The sequence below is a fragment of the Gordonia sesuvii genome (assembly GCF_036350415.1).
Lineage (GTDB): Bacteria > Actinomycetota > Actinomycetes > Mycobacteriales > Mycobacteriaceae > Gordonia > Gordonia sesuvii.
This window is the reverse complement of sequence record NZ_JAZDUF010000006.1, coordinates 179,566-194,657: the sequence shown is the minus strand read 5'-3', so window position 1 is coordinate 194,657 and position 15,092 is coordinate 179,566. Positions and strand designations below refer to the sequence as shown.

At 69.4% G+C, this 15,092-nt stretch carries 18 protein-coding genes; all 18 read right to left on the bottom strand.

Annotation, left to right across the window (positions count from 1 at the left end; translation table 11 throughout):
- Window positions 1-90 precede the first annotated feature (90 nt).
- Window positions 91-1,593, bottom strand: a complete 1,503-nt coding sequence (gene lgt, locus VZC37_RS19400) for a prolipoprotein diacylglyceryl transferase (RefSeq protein ID WP_330434975.1) — start codon at window positions 1,591-1,593, stop codon at window positions 91-93.
- Window positions 1,594-1,633: 40 nt separating this feature from the next.
- Window positions 1,634-2,458 carry a tryptophan synthase subunit alpha gene (gene trpA / locus VZC37_RS19395; RefSeq protein WP_330434787.1) on the bottom strand — a complete coding sequence of 275 codons (825 nt, stop codon included), beginning with the start codon at window positions 2,456-2,458 and terminating at the stop codon, window positions 1,634-1,636.
- A complete protein-coding gene (trpB, locus tag VZC37_RS19390) occupies window positions 2,455-3,774 on the bottom strand; it encodes a tryptophan synthase subunit beta (RefSeq protein ID WP_330434786.1) in 1,320 nt (439 codons plus the stop codon). The genes trpA and trpB overlap by 4 nt, the downstream gene beginning before the upstream one ends.
- A gap of 46 nt (window positions 3,775-3,820) precedes the next feature.
- Window positions 3,821-4,639, bottom strand: a complete 819-nt coding sequence (gene trpC, locus VZC37_RS19385) for an indole-3-glycerol phosphate synthase TrpC (RefSeq protein WP_330434785.1) — start codon at window positions 4,637-4,639, stop codon at window positions 3,821-3,823.
- Window positions 4,640-4,716: 77 nt separating this feature from the next.
- Window positions 4,717-5,604, bottom strand: a complete 888-nt coding sequence (locus VZC37_RS19380) for a TIGR02234 family membrane protein (protein WP_330434783.1) — start codon at window positions 5,602-5,604, stop codon at window positions 4,717-4,719.
- Window positions 5,601-7,187: an anthranilate synthase component I gene (locus VZC37_RS19375; RefSeq protein WP_330434782.1), complete on the bottom strand. Its 1,587-nt coding sequence runs from the start codon at window positions 7,185-7,187 to the stop codon at window positions 5,601-5,603. The genes VZC37_RS19380 and VZC37_RS19375 overlap by 4 nt, the downstream gene beginning before the upstream one ends.
- On the bottom strand, window positions 7,184-7,363 hold the full coding sequence (locus VZC37_RS19370; protein WP_062393159.1) for a tautomerase family protein: 180 nt from the start codon (window positions 7,361-7,363) through the stop codon (window positions 7,184-7,186). Before VZC37_RS19370 ends, VZC37_RS19375 begins: the two co-directional genes overlap by 4 nt.
- Window positions 7,364-7,400: 37 nt before the next feature.
- The gene (hisI, locus tag VZC37_RS19365; protein ID WP_330434776.1) at window positions 7,401-7,793 is read right to left on the bottom strand and encodes a phosphoribosyl-AMP cyclohydrolase; all 393 of its coding nucleotides are present in this window, start codon (window positions 7,791-7,793) and stop codon (window positions 7,401-7,403) included.
- The gene (hisF, locus tag VZC37_RS19360) at window positions 7,793-8,566 is read right to left on the bottom strand and encodes an imidazole glycerol phosphate synthase subunit HisF (protein ID WP_330434774.1); all 774 of its coding nucleotides are present in this window, start codon (window positions 8,564-8,566) and stop codon (window positions 7,793-7,795) included. The genes hisI and hisF overlap by 1 nt, the downstream gene beginning before the upstream one ends.
- The gene (locus VZC37_RS19355; protein ID WP_431309451.1) at window positions 8,563-9,441 is read right to left on the bottom strand and encodes an inositol monophosphatase family protein; all 879 of its coding nucleotides are present in this window, start codon (window positions 9,439-9,441) and stop codon (window positions 8,563-8,565) included. The genes hisF and VZC37_RS19355 overlap by 4 nt, the downstream gene beginning before the upstream one ends.
- A 14-nt stretch (window positions 9,442-9,455) precedes the next feature.
- Entirely contained in the window at window positions 9,456-10,199 is a 744-nt protein-coding gene (priA, locus tag VZC37_RS19350) for a bifunctional 1-(5-phosphoribosyl)-5-((5-phosphoribosylamino)methylideneamino)imidazole-4-carboxamide isomerase/phosphoribosylanthranilate isomerase PriA (protein ID WP_330434772.1), read from the bottom strand.
- Window positions 10,192-10,521, bottom strand: a complete 330-nt coding sequence (locus tag VZC37_RS19345) for a hypothetical protein (RefSeq protein WP_330434770.1) — start codon at window positions 10,519-10,521, stop codon at window positions 10,192-10,194. The genes priA and VZC37_RS19345 overlap by 8 nt, the downstream gene beginning before the upstream one ends.
- Window positions 10,518-11,162, bottom strand: coding sequence for an imidazole glycerol phosphate synthase subunit HisH (gene hisH, locus VZC37_RS19340; RefSeq protein WP_330434768.1), 645 nt, complete (start codon window positions 11,160-11,162; stop codon window positions 10,518-10,520). The genes VZC37_RS19345 and hisH overlap by 4 nt, the downstream gene beginning before the upstream one ends.
- A complete protein-coding gene (hisB, locus tag VZC37_RS19335) occupies window positions 11,162-11,788 on the bottom strand; it encodes an imidazoleglycerol-phosphate dehydratase HisB (protein WP_330434766.1) in 627 nt (208 codons plus the stop codon). Before hisB ends, hisH begins: the two co-directional genes overlap by 1 nt.
- A complete protein-coding gene (locus VZC37_RS19330; protein ID WP_330434764.1) occupies window positions 11,785-12,924 on the bottom strand; it encodes a histidinol-phosphate transaminase in 1,140 nt (379 codons plus the stop codon). Before VZC37_RS19330 ends, hisB begins: the two co-directional genes overlap by 4 nt.
- Entirely contained in the window at window positions 12,921-14,261 is a 1,341-nt protein-coding gene (gene hisD, locus VZC37_RS19325; protein WP_330434762.1) for a histidinol dehydrogenase, read from the bottom strand. Before hisD ends, VZC37_RS19330 begins: the two co-directional genes overlap by 4 nt.
- A 101-nt stretch (window positions 14,262-14,362) precedes the next feature.
- Window positions 14,363-14,779: a PIN domain-containing protein gene (locus tag VZC37_RS19320; protein ID WP_330434761.1), complete on the bottom strand. Its 417-nt coding sequence runs from the start codon at window positions 14,777-14,779 to the stop codon at window positions 14,363-14,365.
- Entirely contained in the window at window positions 14,776-15,012 is a 237-nt protein-coding gene (locus VZC37_RS19315; RefSeq protein WP_330434759.1) for a DUF6364 family protein, read from the bottom strand. The genes VZC37_RS19320 and VZC37_RS19315 overlap by 4 nt, the downstream gene beginning before the upstream one ends.
- Window positions 15,013-15,092: the final 80 nt, after the last annotated feature.

Below are 15,092 nucleotides of genomic sequence, written 5' to 3'. Positions count from 1 at the left end.
TCACCACTCTATCCGACGGAATCGGGCAATGCCGTCTACTGCGAGGCGATCGATACCGGAGGTGGTGTGATTCCGGTGACGTGCGTGGCGCTACTTGCGGTCGGCGTCGTCGGGGGTGCTGTCGGCGTCGTCGGGGGTTCCGTCGGTGACATCGGAGGTTCCGTCGGCGTCATCCGGGGTTCCGTCGGCGTCATCCGGGGTTCCGTCGGCGTCATCCGGGGTTCCGTCGGCGTCATCCGGGGTTCCGTCGGCGACATCGGGGGTTCCGTCGGCGACATCGGGGGTTCCGTCGGCGACATCGGGGGTTCCGTCGGCGTCATCCGGGGTGCTGTCGGCGACATCCGGGGTTCCGTCGACGACATCCGGGGTTCCGTCGGTGTCATCCGGGGTTCCGTCGGCGACATCCGAGGTTCCGTCGGCGACATCGGGGGTTCCGTCGGCGGCGTCGTCGGAGGTGTCGGATTCGAGCACCCACGCATCGGAGGAACTCGACGATTCGAGAGGTTCACCCGCCGCGTCGCGTGGGGTGTGGCGGGCGATCGCGGCGGCCAGTGCCGCCTCCGCGGCACTCGAGTTCCGTCCGGCGGCCTGCGCCTCGGCCTCGACGTCGTGATCGGGTCCGTCCTCGCGGTCATCGACGTAACCGACCGCGCCGAGCGCTTCCAGTTCCGCCGCACGCTCCGGGTGATAGATTGCGAGCCCCTGCTCACGACCCCGCGGGGCGAGCACGAAGTAGGCTGCCGCGCAGGCGAAGACCACCACGGCCGTGAACACGTTGATGCGGGTGCCGAAGATGTGGGTCGCCGGGTCGGTGCGCATCAGTTCGATGCCGAAGCGTCCGACGCAGTAGCCGGCCACATACAGGGCGAACAGCCGACCGTGCCCGATCCGGAATCGCCGGTCCACCAGTACCAGGACGATCACCACGAAAATGTTCCACAACATCTCGTAGAGGAATGTCGGGTGGACGACCGCGACGACGACACCGTTGGATGTGCCCGCGATCAGGCCCGGATCGGCGAACCCGCTGGAGTCGACGCGTTCGTAGATCTCCAGACCCCACGGCAGCGTGGTCTCGCCGCCGTAGAGTTCCTGGTTGAAGTAGTTGCCGAGCCGGCCGATCGCCTGTGCGAGCAGGATGGCCGGGGCGAGCGCGTCGCCGAACGGCGGCAGTTTGATGCCGTGCCGACGTGCCCCGATCCACGCGCCGAGTGCGCCGAAGAGCACCGCGCCCCAGATACCGAGACCGCCGTCCCAGATCTTGAGCGCATCGATCGGCTCCTTGGGACCGTCACCGAAGTAGGTCTGCCAATCCGTGGCGACGTGATACAGCCGACCGCCGATCAAACCGAACGGCACCGCCCAGATCGCGACGTCGAGGACCTCGCCCTCCTGGCCTCCGCGGGCCTTCCAGCGACGATTGCCCCAGAAGACGGCGACGATGATGCCGGCGATGATGCACAGGGCATACGCGCGGATCGGGAACGGACCCAGATTCCAGACCCCTTCGGGAGGGCTGGGAATGTAGGCCAGGATGGTCGCAGTCGAATGTGTCGTTCCGTCGATCGTCGGCCCAGCAAGGGGTGTCGGCACCGTCACGCTGCCACCCTAGCCGACCGGGAGACCTCGGAGATCAGGGTGCCGCCGGCGCCGGTGAGCGAACACCGTCAGCGAGTTCGGCGACCAGCGAAGCCAATGCGTCGGTGCCGGTCTTGGCGGCGCTCACCAGCGCGGACCCCACGATGACCCCGTCGGCATAGCCCGCGATCTGCGCCGCCTGGGCGCCGCTGCGGACGCCAAGTCCCACGCCGATCGGGATGTCGGAGTGAGCGCGAACCCGGGCGCACAGTTCCGGTGCGGCGTCGGAGACGGCATCACGTGCTCCGGTGACACCCATGGTGGACGCGGCGTAGATGAAGCCTCGCGAGACGTCGACGGTCATCGCCAGACGTTCCTCGGTCGACGACGGCGCGACCAGGTAGATGCGGTCCAGGTCGTGCTCGTCCGACGCCGCATGCCAGGCGGCGCCTTCTTCGGGGATGAGGTTCGGGGTGATCATGCCCGCTCCGCCGGCGTTGGAGAGATCACGCGCGAACCGATCGACGCCATACTGCAGCACCGGGTTCCAGTAGCTCATCACCACGGCCTGACCGCCCGCGTCGGCGATCGCCGCGACGGCGGTGAAGACGTCGCGCACCCGAACACCGTTGCTCAGCGCGGTGTCGGCGGCCTCCTGGATGGTCGGGCCGTCCATCACCGGGTCGGAATACGGCACGCCGACCTCGATGATGTCGCAGCCGGCGGAAACCATCGTCCGGAAGAAGTCGACGGACTCGTCGACCGTCGGGTATCCGACCGGCAGATAGCCGATGAGGGCGCTGTGGCCTTCATCGCGGCACCGCGCGAAAGTCGGCCCCAGCCGTGACGGCGCCGTCGTGGCGATCGGCGCGGCGCTCATGTCGTCTCCCCTGTCTGCTCGCCTCCGGCCGCAGCCTCGTCCTGTGACGGCGGCTTGTCGAACAGGTGGAACCAACGGGCCGCGGTGTCGACGTCCTTGTCTCCGCGGCCGGACAGACTGACGACGATGATCGCGCCCTCGCCCAGTTCCTGACCCAGCTTCAGCGCGCCGGCGACCGCGTGTGCGGACTCGATGGCCGGGATGATGCCCTCGCGCCGACTCAACAGGGCCAGCGCATCCATGGCCTCGGAGTCCGTGATCGGCCGATACTCGGCTCGGCCGGTGTCCTTGAGATAGGCATGCTCGGGGCCGACGCCGGGATAGTCGAGTCCGGCCGAGATCGAGTGCGACTCGATCGTCTGGCCGTCTTCGTCCTGCAGCAGATAGGAGTAGGCACCCTGGAAGGCGCCGGGCGTGCCGCCGGTGAATGTGGCTGCGTGCCTTCCGGTCTCGACACCGTCACCGGCAGCCTCGTACCCCACCAATCGCACGTCGGGGTCGTCGATGAACGGGTGGAAGATGCCGATCGCGTTGGAGCCGCCGCCCACGCACGCCGTGACGGCGTCGGGCAGACGTCCGGCCTGCTCGACGATCTGGACGCGCGCCTCGAGACCGACGACGCGCTGCAGATCACGCACCATCGCCGGGAACGGGTGCGGCCCGGCGGCCGTGCCGAAGCAGTAATAGGTGTTGTGCGCGTTGGTGACCCAGTCGCGCATCGCCTCGTTGATGGCGTCCTTGAGGGTGGCCGAACCGTTGTCGACGGCGATCACCTCGGCGCCGAGCAACCGCATCCGGGCGACGTTGAGCGCCTGGCGGTCGGTGTCGACGCGACCCATGTAGACGACGCACTCGAGGCCGAGCAGTGCGCAGGCCGTCGCCGTCGCGACACCGTGCTGACCGGCCCCGGTCTCGGCGATGACGCGCGACTTGCCCATCCGTTGCGCGAGCAGCGCCTGACCGAGGACATTGTTGATCTTGTGCGAACCAGTGTGGTTGAGGTCCTCGCGCTTGAGGAAGATGCGGGCGCCGCCGGCCGCCTCACGCAGCCGCACGGCCTCGTACAGCGGCGACGGCCGTCCGGTGTAGTCGCGCTGCAACCGGTCGAGTTCGGCGAGGAAGTCGTCGTCGGCGCGGACCTTCTCGTAGGTGGTGGTGACCTCATCGATCACGGCCATCAATGCCTCCGGGACATGCCGGCCGCCGTAGACGCCGAAATGACCACCCTGGTCGGGTTCGATGGAGGTGCGGGACGCAAGGCCGGCGCTCGCAGCCGGGTAGGTGCTGATGCCTGAGCTGTCGGTGTTCGCGGTCACGGTTCTCTCGTCGTCGCTATCGGGTTCGGGGGACGGAGAACGGCCGTCAGCGAACCGGTTTCGGGCAGGACGGGTGCGTACCCGCGGTGACCAGCTCGGAGACCGCGGCGCGCGGGTCACCGCTGGTGACCAGCCCTTCGCCGACCAGAACCGCGTCGGCGCCGGCGCCCGCGTAGGCGAGCAGGTCGGCGGTGCCGCGCACTCCGGACTCGGCCACCCGGATCACCTGGGTGGGCAGACCGGGCGCGATCCTGGCGAAGCAGTCGCGGTCCACCTCGAGGGTCTTGAGGTTGCGGGCGTTGACGCCGACCACCGATGCACCCGCTTCCAGGGCGCGGTCGGCTTCCTCCTCGGTGTGCACCTCGACCAGGGCGGTCATGCCGAGGCTCTCGGTGCGGTCGAGCAGGGCGGCCAGAACGTTCTGCTCGAGGGCGGCGACGATCAGCAGGATGACGTCGGCGCCGTGGGCCCGCGCCTCGTGGATCTGATACGGACCGACGATGAAGTCCTTGCGCAACACCGGGATGTTCACCGCGGCGCGCACGCTGTCCAGGTCGGCCAGCGACCCGCGGAAGCGACGCTCCTCGGTGAGCACGCTGATGATGCGCGCACCGCCGGCCTCGTAGGCACTCGCGAGCTCGGCGGGATCACCGATCGCGGCCAGATCCCCGCGAGACGGGCTCGCGCGCTTGACCTCGGCGATCACACCGATGCCGGGCTGACGCAGGGCGGCCATCGCGTCCTTGGCCTCGGGGGCCTTGGCCGAGGCGGCCTTCACGGACGCATAGTCGACGACGGCCTCACGCGCGGCAACGTCGGCTCTCACTCCCTCGATGATGGAGTCGAGGACAGTCGGCGTACTCACGCAGTGGCCCCCTTTCGGTGTTCGTGTGTTCTCAGCGTAGACCGGCGCCGGATCTGGGCTGTGTTCGGGTTGGCCGATCAGGCACCGTGTTCGCGGCGCGGTTCCGGGTCATCGGGTGTGGTGTCCGGGCTGGAGGAATCGTAGACGTCGGTGGGATCGATTCCGGTGTCCAATGCGTCCCACATCATGCGTTCGTTGGTGGTGGGCTGTTCGTTACCGTCGGCAGCGGTCGGCGTCGCGGCGGTGGCGCTGTCGGCAGCCCCGTTGGGGCCGGACCCGGTCGCGTGAGCCCCGGTCGTGTGGGCCCCGTGTGCGTCGGTCGCGTCCGCGTCCGAACGGGTGGCTTTGCGTCGCTCGTGCTCGGCGAAGATCTGGCGCTCGAGTTCCGCACGTCGCGCACCAGGTGTCTGGTACTTCGACGACATCCCGGAGGCGCCGCCGGCGACCCGCAGGAGCAGGAACCCGGCCATCACGGCGCACACCGCGCCCACGAGGACGACCGCGGCGGCCCATGAGTTGGTCGTGATGAGCAAGGGCTGGAACCGCCCGGGGATCTCGGCGGCCTCGGCGGCATACGCCGATTCGGCCCCGTCGATGATCAACGACAGCGCCGGGATCGCCGACAACACGCCGCCGGCGGCGATGAGGATGGCGAGCAGCCGCAGACCCCACCCGCGGATCGAGAAGGCGGCGAGGATGGCGGCGAGCAGGACCAGTGCGAGAGGGGTCAGCCATGGACTCCAGTCGGCGCCCTTGACCTCGAAGGTGCGCGGCGGTGCCAGTCCGTCGGAGGCGAGCACCCGGCACCAGACCAGCCGCGACGCCGACCACAGGGCCAGCGCCGAGGCCGCCAGCAGAACCGCGGCGAGCATCTGACGTCGGCGCAGGTAGGACTTCGTGGCGGCTTCGGAGACCGGCGGGGACGCCACGGATCCCGATGCGGACGGATCGTCTGGCGCGGTCATCGCGTCGCCGCCGATTCGTCGGCCGAACCGACCCGTCGCATGGTGCCTGCCGCGGCCACGGCGTTGAGCACGGCGGTGGCCTTGTTGCGGGCCTCGTTGTACTCGTACTCGGGTTCACTGTCGGCGACGACCCCACCGCCGGCCTGTACGAATGCGCGTCCGTCGGCCATCAGCGCGGTCCGGATCGCGATGGCTGTGTCCGCGTCCCCGGCGAAGTCGAGGTAGCCGACGATGCCGCCGTACAGGCCACGGCGGGTGAGTTCGTGCTCGTCGATCAGTTCCATGGCCCGCACCTTCGGCGCTCCGGTGAGGGTGCCCGCCGGGAAGCAGGCGGTGACGGCGTCGAGCGCATGCTTGTCGTCGCGCAGCGTGCCGGAGACGGTCGACACCAGATGCATGACGTGGCTGTAGCGCTCGACGTGCCGGTAGTCGCTGACCTTCACGGTCCCGGGCCGGCACACCCGCCCGAGATCGTTGCGGCCCAGGTCGACGAGCATCAGGTGCTCGGCGTTCTCCTTGTCGTCCTCGACGAGGCCCTTGGCGAGGAGTTGATCCTCCTCTTCGGTGGCGCCACGCCACCGGGTACCCGCGATCGGGTGGGTGGTCGCGATCCCGTCCTGGACAGTGACCAGCGCCTCGGGGCTGCTGCCGACGATGGTGAACGGCCCGCCACCGACCGGACCCGTACCCAGCGCGCCGGGCATGCGCAGCAGATACATGTACGGGCTCGGATTGGATGCCCGCAGCACCCGGTAGACGTCGATCGGGTCGGCGTCGGTCGCCATCTCGAAGCGCTGCGACGGGACGATTTGGAACGCCTCGCCGGCCTCGATGTCGCCGACGAGGTCGGTCACGATGTCGCTGTACTCGGCCAGGGTGCGCTGAGCCGAGTAATCGGGCGCCGGCCGGTCGAAGTGGGACACGGTCGACGGGGCCGGTGCGGCGAGCGCGTCGGTCATGCGGTCGAGTCGGGCGACCGCGTCGGCGTAGGCCTCCTCGACGCGGTCGTCGGAGCCGTCCCAGTTGACCGCGTTGGCGATGAGGGTGATGGTGCCCTCGTGGTGGTCGACCGCGGCGAGATCGGTCGCCAGCAGCATCATCATGTCGGGCAGTCCCAGGTCGTCGACGGTCGTCTCCGGGAGACGTTCCAGCCGCCGCACCATGTCGTAGGTGAAGAATCCGACGAACCCACCGGTCAGTGGCGGCATGTCGGGAAAGGGGTCGGTGGCGAGCAGTTCCAGCGACTCGGCGAGGACCTGCAGCGGGTCGCCGCCCACCGGTGCACCGTTGGGCACCTCACCCCACCAGCGGGCCTGACCGTCGACGACGGTCAGGGCCGACGGCGAGCGCGCGCCGATGAACGACCACCGTGACCACGAGCGCCCGTTCTCCGCCGATTCGAGGAGGAACGTTCCCTCGCGGTCGCCGGCCAGCTTGCGGTAGGCCGACAACGGTGTCTCGGAGTCGGCCAGCACCTTTCGGGTCACCGGGACCACCCGGTGGTCGGCCGCGAGGTCGAGGAACTCCTCGAGCGAGGTCTGGCCGGCGTGGGTGCCGGGCGCACTCTTTCCGGCGGCACTCATCCCAGCGGCTCGCCGCCGACGCCCCACTGCTGGCGGGGCACCTCGGTGATGGTCACCCACACCGAGTCCGGGTTCTTCCCGGTCGCCTTGGCATAGGCGTCGGTCACCGCCGCGATGGTCTCGCGCTTGACCCGGTCGGAGAGGCCGGGTGTCTGCGAGATCTGGATGAGGGGCATGTGCGCCGTCACCGCCTTTCTGGTCGTGGGCCGGACTTCATTCTCGCGCGTCGCCCGGGTTGGACCCGATACCCGGGGGTGAGTCGCCGGTGACCGGCAACAACGAGGGCGTGTCGAAGCAGCTGTGGCTTCCGGTATGGCACGCCGCGCCGGTCTGGTCGACGACGAGCAGAACCGTGTCGCCGTCGCAGTCCAGACGGACGTCGTGGACGTACTGGGTGTGGCCGCTGGTCTCGCCCTTCACCCAGTACTGCTGTCGCGACCGCGAGTAGTAGGTGGCCCGGCGGGTGGTCAGGGTCTGTTCCAGGGCGGCGTCGTCCATCCACGCCATCATCAGCACCGTCCCGGTGCCGCGTTCCTGCGCGACGGCGGCGAACAGTCCGTCCTCGTTGCGTTTGAGGCGGGCGGCGAGTTCGGGGTCGAGGGCCATCAGCGCACCGTGATCCCCTCGGCCGCCATCGCCGCCTTGACGTCTCCGATGGTGAGTTCGCCGAAGTGGAAGACCGAGGCAGCGAGCACGGCGTCGGCCCCGGCCTGCACGGCCGGAGCGAAGTCGGCGACCGCGCCGGCGCCACCGCTGGCGATGACCGGGACGTCGACGGCCGCCCGGACCGCGGTGAGCATCCGCAGGTCGAAACCCTGCTTGGTGCCGTCGGCGTCCATCGAGTTGAGCAGGATCTCCCCCACCCCCAGCTCCTGGCCCCGAACGGCCCACTCGACCGCATCGATGCCGGTACCGCGACGACCGCCGTGCGTGGTGACCTCCCACCCGGACGCGGTGGGCGACTCGCCCTCGGGCACGGTCCGCGCATCCACGGACAGCACGATGCACTGCGATCCGAAACGTCGGCTCATCTCGGCGAGCACTTCCGGTCGCGCGATGGCCGCGGTGTTGACGCCGACCTTGTCGGCGCCGGCCCGCAGCATCGTGTCGACATCGTCGACGGTGCGGATACCGCCGCCGACGGTGAGCGGGATGAAGATCTGGTCGGCGGTGCGTTTGACGACGTCGATCATCGTCGCGCGACCGGAACTCGACGCCGTGACGTCGAGGAAGGTGAGTTCGTCGGCGCCTTCGGCGTCATAGCGGGCGGCCAGCTCGACGGGGTCACCCGCATCGCGCAGGTTCTGGAAGTTGACACCCTTCACCACGCGACCGGCGTCGACGTCGAGACAAGGGATGACGCGTACGGCCACCGTCATGGTCGCCCTCCTGCCGCCTCGGCTGCACCGGGATGTGTTGGCGCGGTGTCCCATTCGTCGCCGACGACGTCACCGATGACCGCCATCAGCTCCTCGTGCAACCCGGGTGCGCCACATACGAGCGATGTCGACGTCGCGGTCCACGGCGTTCCGCCGAGGTCGGTGGCCACACCGCCCGCGGCCCGCACCAGCGCCGCCCCGGCCGCGTTGTCCCAGGCATGCCGGCCGAATGCGACGGCGCCGCCGAACACACCGGCGGCGGTGTAGGCCATGTCGACGCCGGTGCTGCCGGTCATCCGCAGCCGCGCGATCCGTGAGCTGAGCGCACGCACCACGTCGACACGTCGGGCGCCGGCGTAGCGACCCTGCGATGCGGCGTTGAACGGACCGTACGCGATGACCCCGGACTTGAGGTCGAGGGAATCCAGCGGGGGCACCGGCCGGCCGTCGACGAGCAGCGGACCGTCGACATGTCCGGCGAATCGGCGGCCCAGCAGCGGTAGCCAGGTCAGTCCCAGCACGGGTTCGCCGTCGACGAGGAGGCCGAGGAGGATCGCGGCCAGCGGCATACCGGTCGAATAGTTGTAGGTGCCGTCCACCGGGTCGAGCACCCACACCGTGCCCTCGGTGACCGACGGGCCGCCGAACTCTTCGCCGTGGACCGGAATCCCGGTACGTTCGACCAGTTCGGCGGCGATGCGGCGTTCGAGGTCGAGGTCGACCTGGGTGGCGAAGTCGGTGGCGCCCTTCGCCACGGCGCTGGGCGCCCCGAGGCCGGCGACGAAGTCGTCGACGGCGGAGTCGAGGATGTCACCCGCGGTCTGGAGCAGTTCGGTGTGATTCATCAGTGCCTGGTTCATCGGGGCGCGGTTCATGGGGGCACGGTCCGTCACGACGCGGCGACGGCGGCGAGCGCGTCGGGCAACGTGAAGCGGCCGGCGTAGAGGGCCTTGCCGACGATGGCGCCCTCCACTCCCCGATCCACGAGGCCGGCGATCGCCACCAGGTCGTCGAGCGCGGACACACCTCCGGACGCGACGATGGGCGCCGATGTGGCGGCGGCGACCTCGGCGAGCAGGTCGAGGTTGGGTCCGCCGAGGGTTCCGTCCTTGGACACGTCGGTGACGACGTATCGGGCGCAGCCGTCGCGGTCGAGGCGCTCGAGCACCTCCCACAGGTCTCCGCCGTCGGTGACCCACCCACGCCCGCGCAGCCGGTACGACTCGCCGTCGCGGATGACGTCGAGGCCCACCGCGATCCGGTCTCCGTGGCGGTCGATGGCGCGTGCGCACCAGTCGGGGTTCTCCAGGGCGGCGGTTCCGAGGTTCACCCGTGCGCATCCGGTCGCCAGTGCGGCGGCCAGCGAGTCGTCGTCGCGGATGCCGCCGGAGAGTTCGACCTTCACGTCGAGTTCCCCGACCACGCCCGCCAGCAGCTCACGGTTGTTGCCACGACCGAACGCCGCGTCGAGGTCGACCAGATGAATCCACTCGGCGCCGTCGGTCTGCCAGGCCAGTGCCGCGTCGCGGGGTGAGCCGTAGGACGTCTCGGTGCCCGCCGCGCCCTGCACGAGGCGAACGGCCTGGCCGTCGGCGACGTCGACGGCCGGAAGGAGTTCAAGGGTGTTACCCATCGGTGGGAGTGTTCCTGTCTGTCGGTTCGACCTGGTGGGTGCCGGGTTCGTGGGGCGGTGGCGACTGCCGTGCTGCGTCCTCCTCGGCTGCACGGGCGGCGAGTATCTCCCGTTCGGCGGTCGAGATCATCCGGCGAGACACCGTACCGATCGCGGCGAGCATCGCCAACACGGCGATCAGCGCCACGACGAGGCCCGCGACCGGTGACCACTGCGCCACCAGCAGGATGATCGGGATCGACACCACCAGCACCAGCACGCCCGCGCCCAGTGAGAAGAGCACGAGCCTGCCGAAGGAGAATCGCGGCCCGCCGACGGTCATGTCAGCGACCGCACCCAGTTCCGGAGCAGGTGGGCCCCGGCGTCGCCGGATTTCTCCGGATGGAACTGGGTGGCGGCGAGGACGCCGTTCTCCACCGCGGCCAAGAACGGTCCGCCGTGGTGGGACCAGGTGAGTTTCGGTGCCGCCAAGGGCGTTCCGTCGTTGTCCATGTCCCAGCTCTGTGCAGCGTAGGAGTGCACGAAGTAGAAGCGGGTGTCGGCGTCGAGGCCGTCGAACAGGACCGATTCGGCCGGGGCATCCACGGTGTTCCACCCCATGTGTGGCAGTACGGGTGCGGGCAGCCGACTGACCGTGCCCGGCCACTCGCCGCAGCCGTCGGCCTCGACACCGAACTCGACGCCGCGTTCGAACAGGATCTGCATGCCCACGCAGATCCCGAGGACGGGGCGTCCGCCGGCGAGGCGGTGGTCGATGATGCGTTCGCCCTTGACCGCGGTCAGGCCTTCCATGCAGGCGGCGAAGGCACCGACGCCGGGGACGACCAGGCCGTCGCACTCGACCGCGGTGTTGCGGTCGTCGGTGACGGTGACGTCGGCGCCCGCGCGCTCGAGCGCACGCTGCGCCGAGCGGAGGTTGCCGGAGCCGTAGTCGAGGATGGTGACCGCGGGAGCGCCCGCCATCAGAGGGCTCCCTTCGTCGACGGCACGCCGTCCACCCGCGGGTCGCGTTCGGTGGCGGCGCGCAATGCCCGTGCGACGGCCTTGAACTCGGCCTCGGTGATGTGGTGCTGGTCGCGGCCGTAAAGCACGCGCACGTGCAGCGCGATCCGTGCGTTCAGCGCGATCGACTCGAAGACGTGGCGGTTGATCACCGTCGAGTACGGCACGCCGGGATACCCACCGATGACCGCGGTGAGCAGGTGTTCGGGTTCGCCGGTGTGCACGCAGTAGGGCCGCCCGGAGACGTCGACGACGGCGTGCGCGAGGGTCTCGTCCATCGGGATGAAGCAGTCGCCGAAGCGGCGGATGCCCTTCTTGTCGCCGAGGGCCTGCCCGAGCGCCTGGCCGAGGACGATGGCGGTGTCCTCGATGGTGTGGTGCCCCTCCACCTCGACGTCACCGGTGGCCTCGACGGTGAGGTCGAAACTGCCGTGCTGACCGAACGCGGTCAGCATGTGGTCGAAGAACGCGATGCCCGTGGAGATCTGGGTGACGCCGGTGCCGTCGAGGTTGAGTTCGACGGTGATCGACGACTCCTTGGTGGTGCGTTCGACGCGCGCGATGCGGGGTGCGGTCGTGGTGGTCACTGAGTCTTCTCCAGGTCGGTTGCGGCCAGGGTGCGGCTGACGTCGAGGAAGGCGTCGTTCTCGGTTGCCAGTCCGATGGTGACACGCAGATGTCCGGCGATTCCGACGTCGCGGATCAACACGCCGTCGTCGAGGTAGCGCTGCCAGGTGGCCGGCGCGTCCCGGAATCGGCCGAACAGCAGGAAGTTCGCGTCGGAGTCGATCACCCGGTACCCGAGCGCGTCGAGTTCGGCGGCCACCCGTTTGCGTTCGGCGATGATCGCGGCCACGCCGGCCAGGGTGTCGTCGCGGTGGCGGAGCGCGGCGCGCGCGGCCGCCTGCGTGAGCACCGACAGGTGATACGGGAGCCGCACGAGCTGTAGCGCATCCACGATCGCCGGCGACGCCGCGAGATACCCGAGCCGGCCGCCGGCGAACGCGAAGGCCTTGCTCATGGTGCGGCTGACGACGACCTTCGTCGGGTACTCGTCGATGAGTTCGACCGCACTGGGCTGTTCGGAGAACTCGCCGTAGGCCTCGTCGACGATCACGATGCCGGGTGCCACCTCGACGATGGCACGCAGCTCGTCGTTGCCGATCGATCCGCCGGTGGGATTGTTCGGCGAGGTCACGAAGACGACGTCGGGCCGCCGGTTGGTCACCTCGGCGACCGCGTAGTCGACGTCGAGTGAGAAGTCGGACGCCCGCACCGCGTGCAGCCAGGTGGTGTCGGTGCCGTCGGAGATGATCGGGTGCATCGAATACGACGGCACGAACCCGAGTGCGCTGCGCCCCGGGCCGGCGAACGCCTGCAGCAACTGCTGCAGGATTTCGTTCGAACCGTTTGCCGCCCAGAGGTTTTCCGTGGTGAGCTGCACCCCTGTCGCCTCGGTGAGGTACTCGGCGAGGTCGGCGCGCAACGCCACTGCGTCGCGGTCGGGGTAGCGGTGCAATTCCGCGGCGGCCGCGCGCGCCGAATCCGCGACGTCGGCGATCAACGCCTCCGACGGCGGATGCGGGTTCTCGTTGGTGTTGAGCACCACGGCGACCTTGAGTTGCGGTGCACCGTACGGACTCTTGCCCCGCAGGTTGTCGCGCAACGGCAGGTCGTCGATGGTCACGCCGAGCCCGGGGACCACGGTCTGCGGAGTGCTCACGCCGGTCCCCCGACGAATCGCTGACGCACGGCATCACCGTGTCCCGGAAGGTCTTCCGCGTCGGCGAGGGTCACGACGTGGTCGGCGACGTCGCGCAGGGCGGCTTCGTCGTAGTCGATGACGTGGACACCCTTGAGGAAGGTCTGCACCGACAGCCCGGATGCGAACCGCGCCGAACCCGACGTCGGCAGAACGTGATTGGACCCGGCGCAGTAGTCGCCGAGGCTCACCGGGGCGTACGGGCCGACGAAGATCGCGCCGGCGTTGTGCACGCGGTCGGCGACCGCGGCGGCATCCCGGGTCTGGATCTCGAGGTGTTCGGCGGCGTAGGCGTCGACGACGGCGAGACCGGCTACGAGGTCGTCCACGAGCACGATCCCGGACTGCTTGCCCGACAGCGCGGTGGTCACGCGTTCACGGTGCTTGGTGGCGGCCACCTGCTCGTCGAGTGCCGCGTCGACCGCGTCGGCCAGTGCGGCGCTGTCGGTGACGAGGACCGATGCGGCGAGGACGTCGTGCTCGGCCTGGCTGATCAGGTCGGAGGCGAGGATGCCGGCATCCGCGCTGTCGTCGGCGAGGATGGCGATCTCGGTGGGGCCGGCCTCGGAGTCGATGCCGACCACGCCGCGGCAGAGGCGTTTGGCGGCGGTGACGTAGATGTTGCCGGGTCCGGTGATGAGATCGACCGGATCGAGCACCGATCCGGGCTGATCGGCGGCCTCGGTGTCGACACCGCCGTAGGTGAGCAGCGCGACAGCCTGGGCACCACCGACCGCCCACACCTCGTCGACGTCGAGCAGCGCACATGCGGCGAGGATCGTCGGGTGCGGCCACCCGCCGAACTCCTTCTGCGGCGGCGAGGCGATGACGAGGGAACCGACCCGCGCTTCCTGCGCCGGGACCACGTTCATGATCACCGACGACGGGTAGACGGCGTTGCCGCCCGGGACGTACAGGCCGACCCGACGGACCGGTATCCATTTCTCGCTGACGACGCCGCCGTCGACCACCTGGGTGCGGGTGGTCTCCCGACGCTGGTCGGCGTGCACCGTGCGGGCCCGCGCGATCGATTCCCGCAACGCGTCGGCCACCGCCGGGTCAAGCCGGTCGAGCGCATCGGCGATCACGGCCGCCGGTACGCGCACCGAGGTCGGGCGCACGCCGTCGAACTTCTCGCCGTAGCCGAGTGCGGCGTCCGTGCCCCCGTCGGCGACCGCATGGACCACCGGCGCCACCGTGTCGAGGACGGCGTTGACATCGGTGCCCCCGCGCGGCAACGCACGTCGCAGTTCTGCGAGCGTCGGCGTGGCACCGCGCAGGTCGGTTCGGGCGAGCATGTTCTCTCCTGGTGAGCTGGGGTTCCCCTTCAGGATATGGGGTGGCGCCACCCGGTTTCGAATCCGGTCGGGGGCGTGGCGAACCGGTGTGGGGAACTCAGTTACCCGAACGGGTTCTGGACGCGGACGCCGGCGATCGTCTGGCCGGCGTTGAGGTCCTCGCTCCAGATCACCCGACATTCCATCTGCGCCGCACTGCGGATCACCATCGCGTCCCAGAACGAGATCTTGGCGGTGTCTGCGATCTCCGCTGCGGCAAGGACATCGGAGGCCAACGGCGAGTGAACAGGCCACCGACTCAGCACCCGAAGCCGTTCTTGCGCAGCTTGTGGATGGACCGGGACGGCGATCTTGCGGGTGACGTTGACGTAGAACTCCTGAAGGATCTGCACGCTGAGCACGCCCCGTCTCGCCCTCCCGAGTTCGGCCACCAGCTCCACGGCCCGGTCATGACGTTGATCACCGCCGGAGTCATAGGCGTAGAGGAGCACGTTCGTGTCGACGAACTCCCGGGTCATCGGGAGTGCAGTTCGTCGCGATCCCACGCGACGTCGCCGACCTCGAAGGCGCCGTCGGCCATTCGGGAAACTTCGCGTCCCCAGGCGGCGTCGTAGCCCTCCGAACCACCCGTCAGATGTTCCACCAGCTCCGCGACCAGCGCGGACACGGACGTGTCCCGCTCGGCTGCGATGATCTTGGCCTTTCGCACCAGCTCCTCGGGCAGCGACAGCGTGATGTTCCGGTTGGCCACGTGATCCAGCGTAGCACTGGTTCACAGGCTGCTCCCGAGCGTGCGAAACGCGCACCGTCCAACCAGAAGCGCAGGTTGCT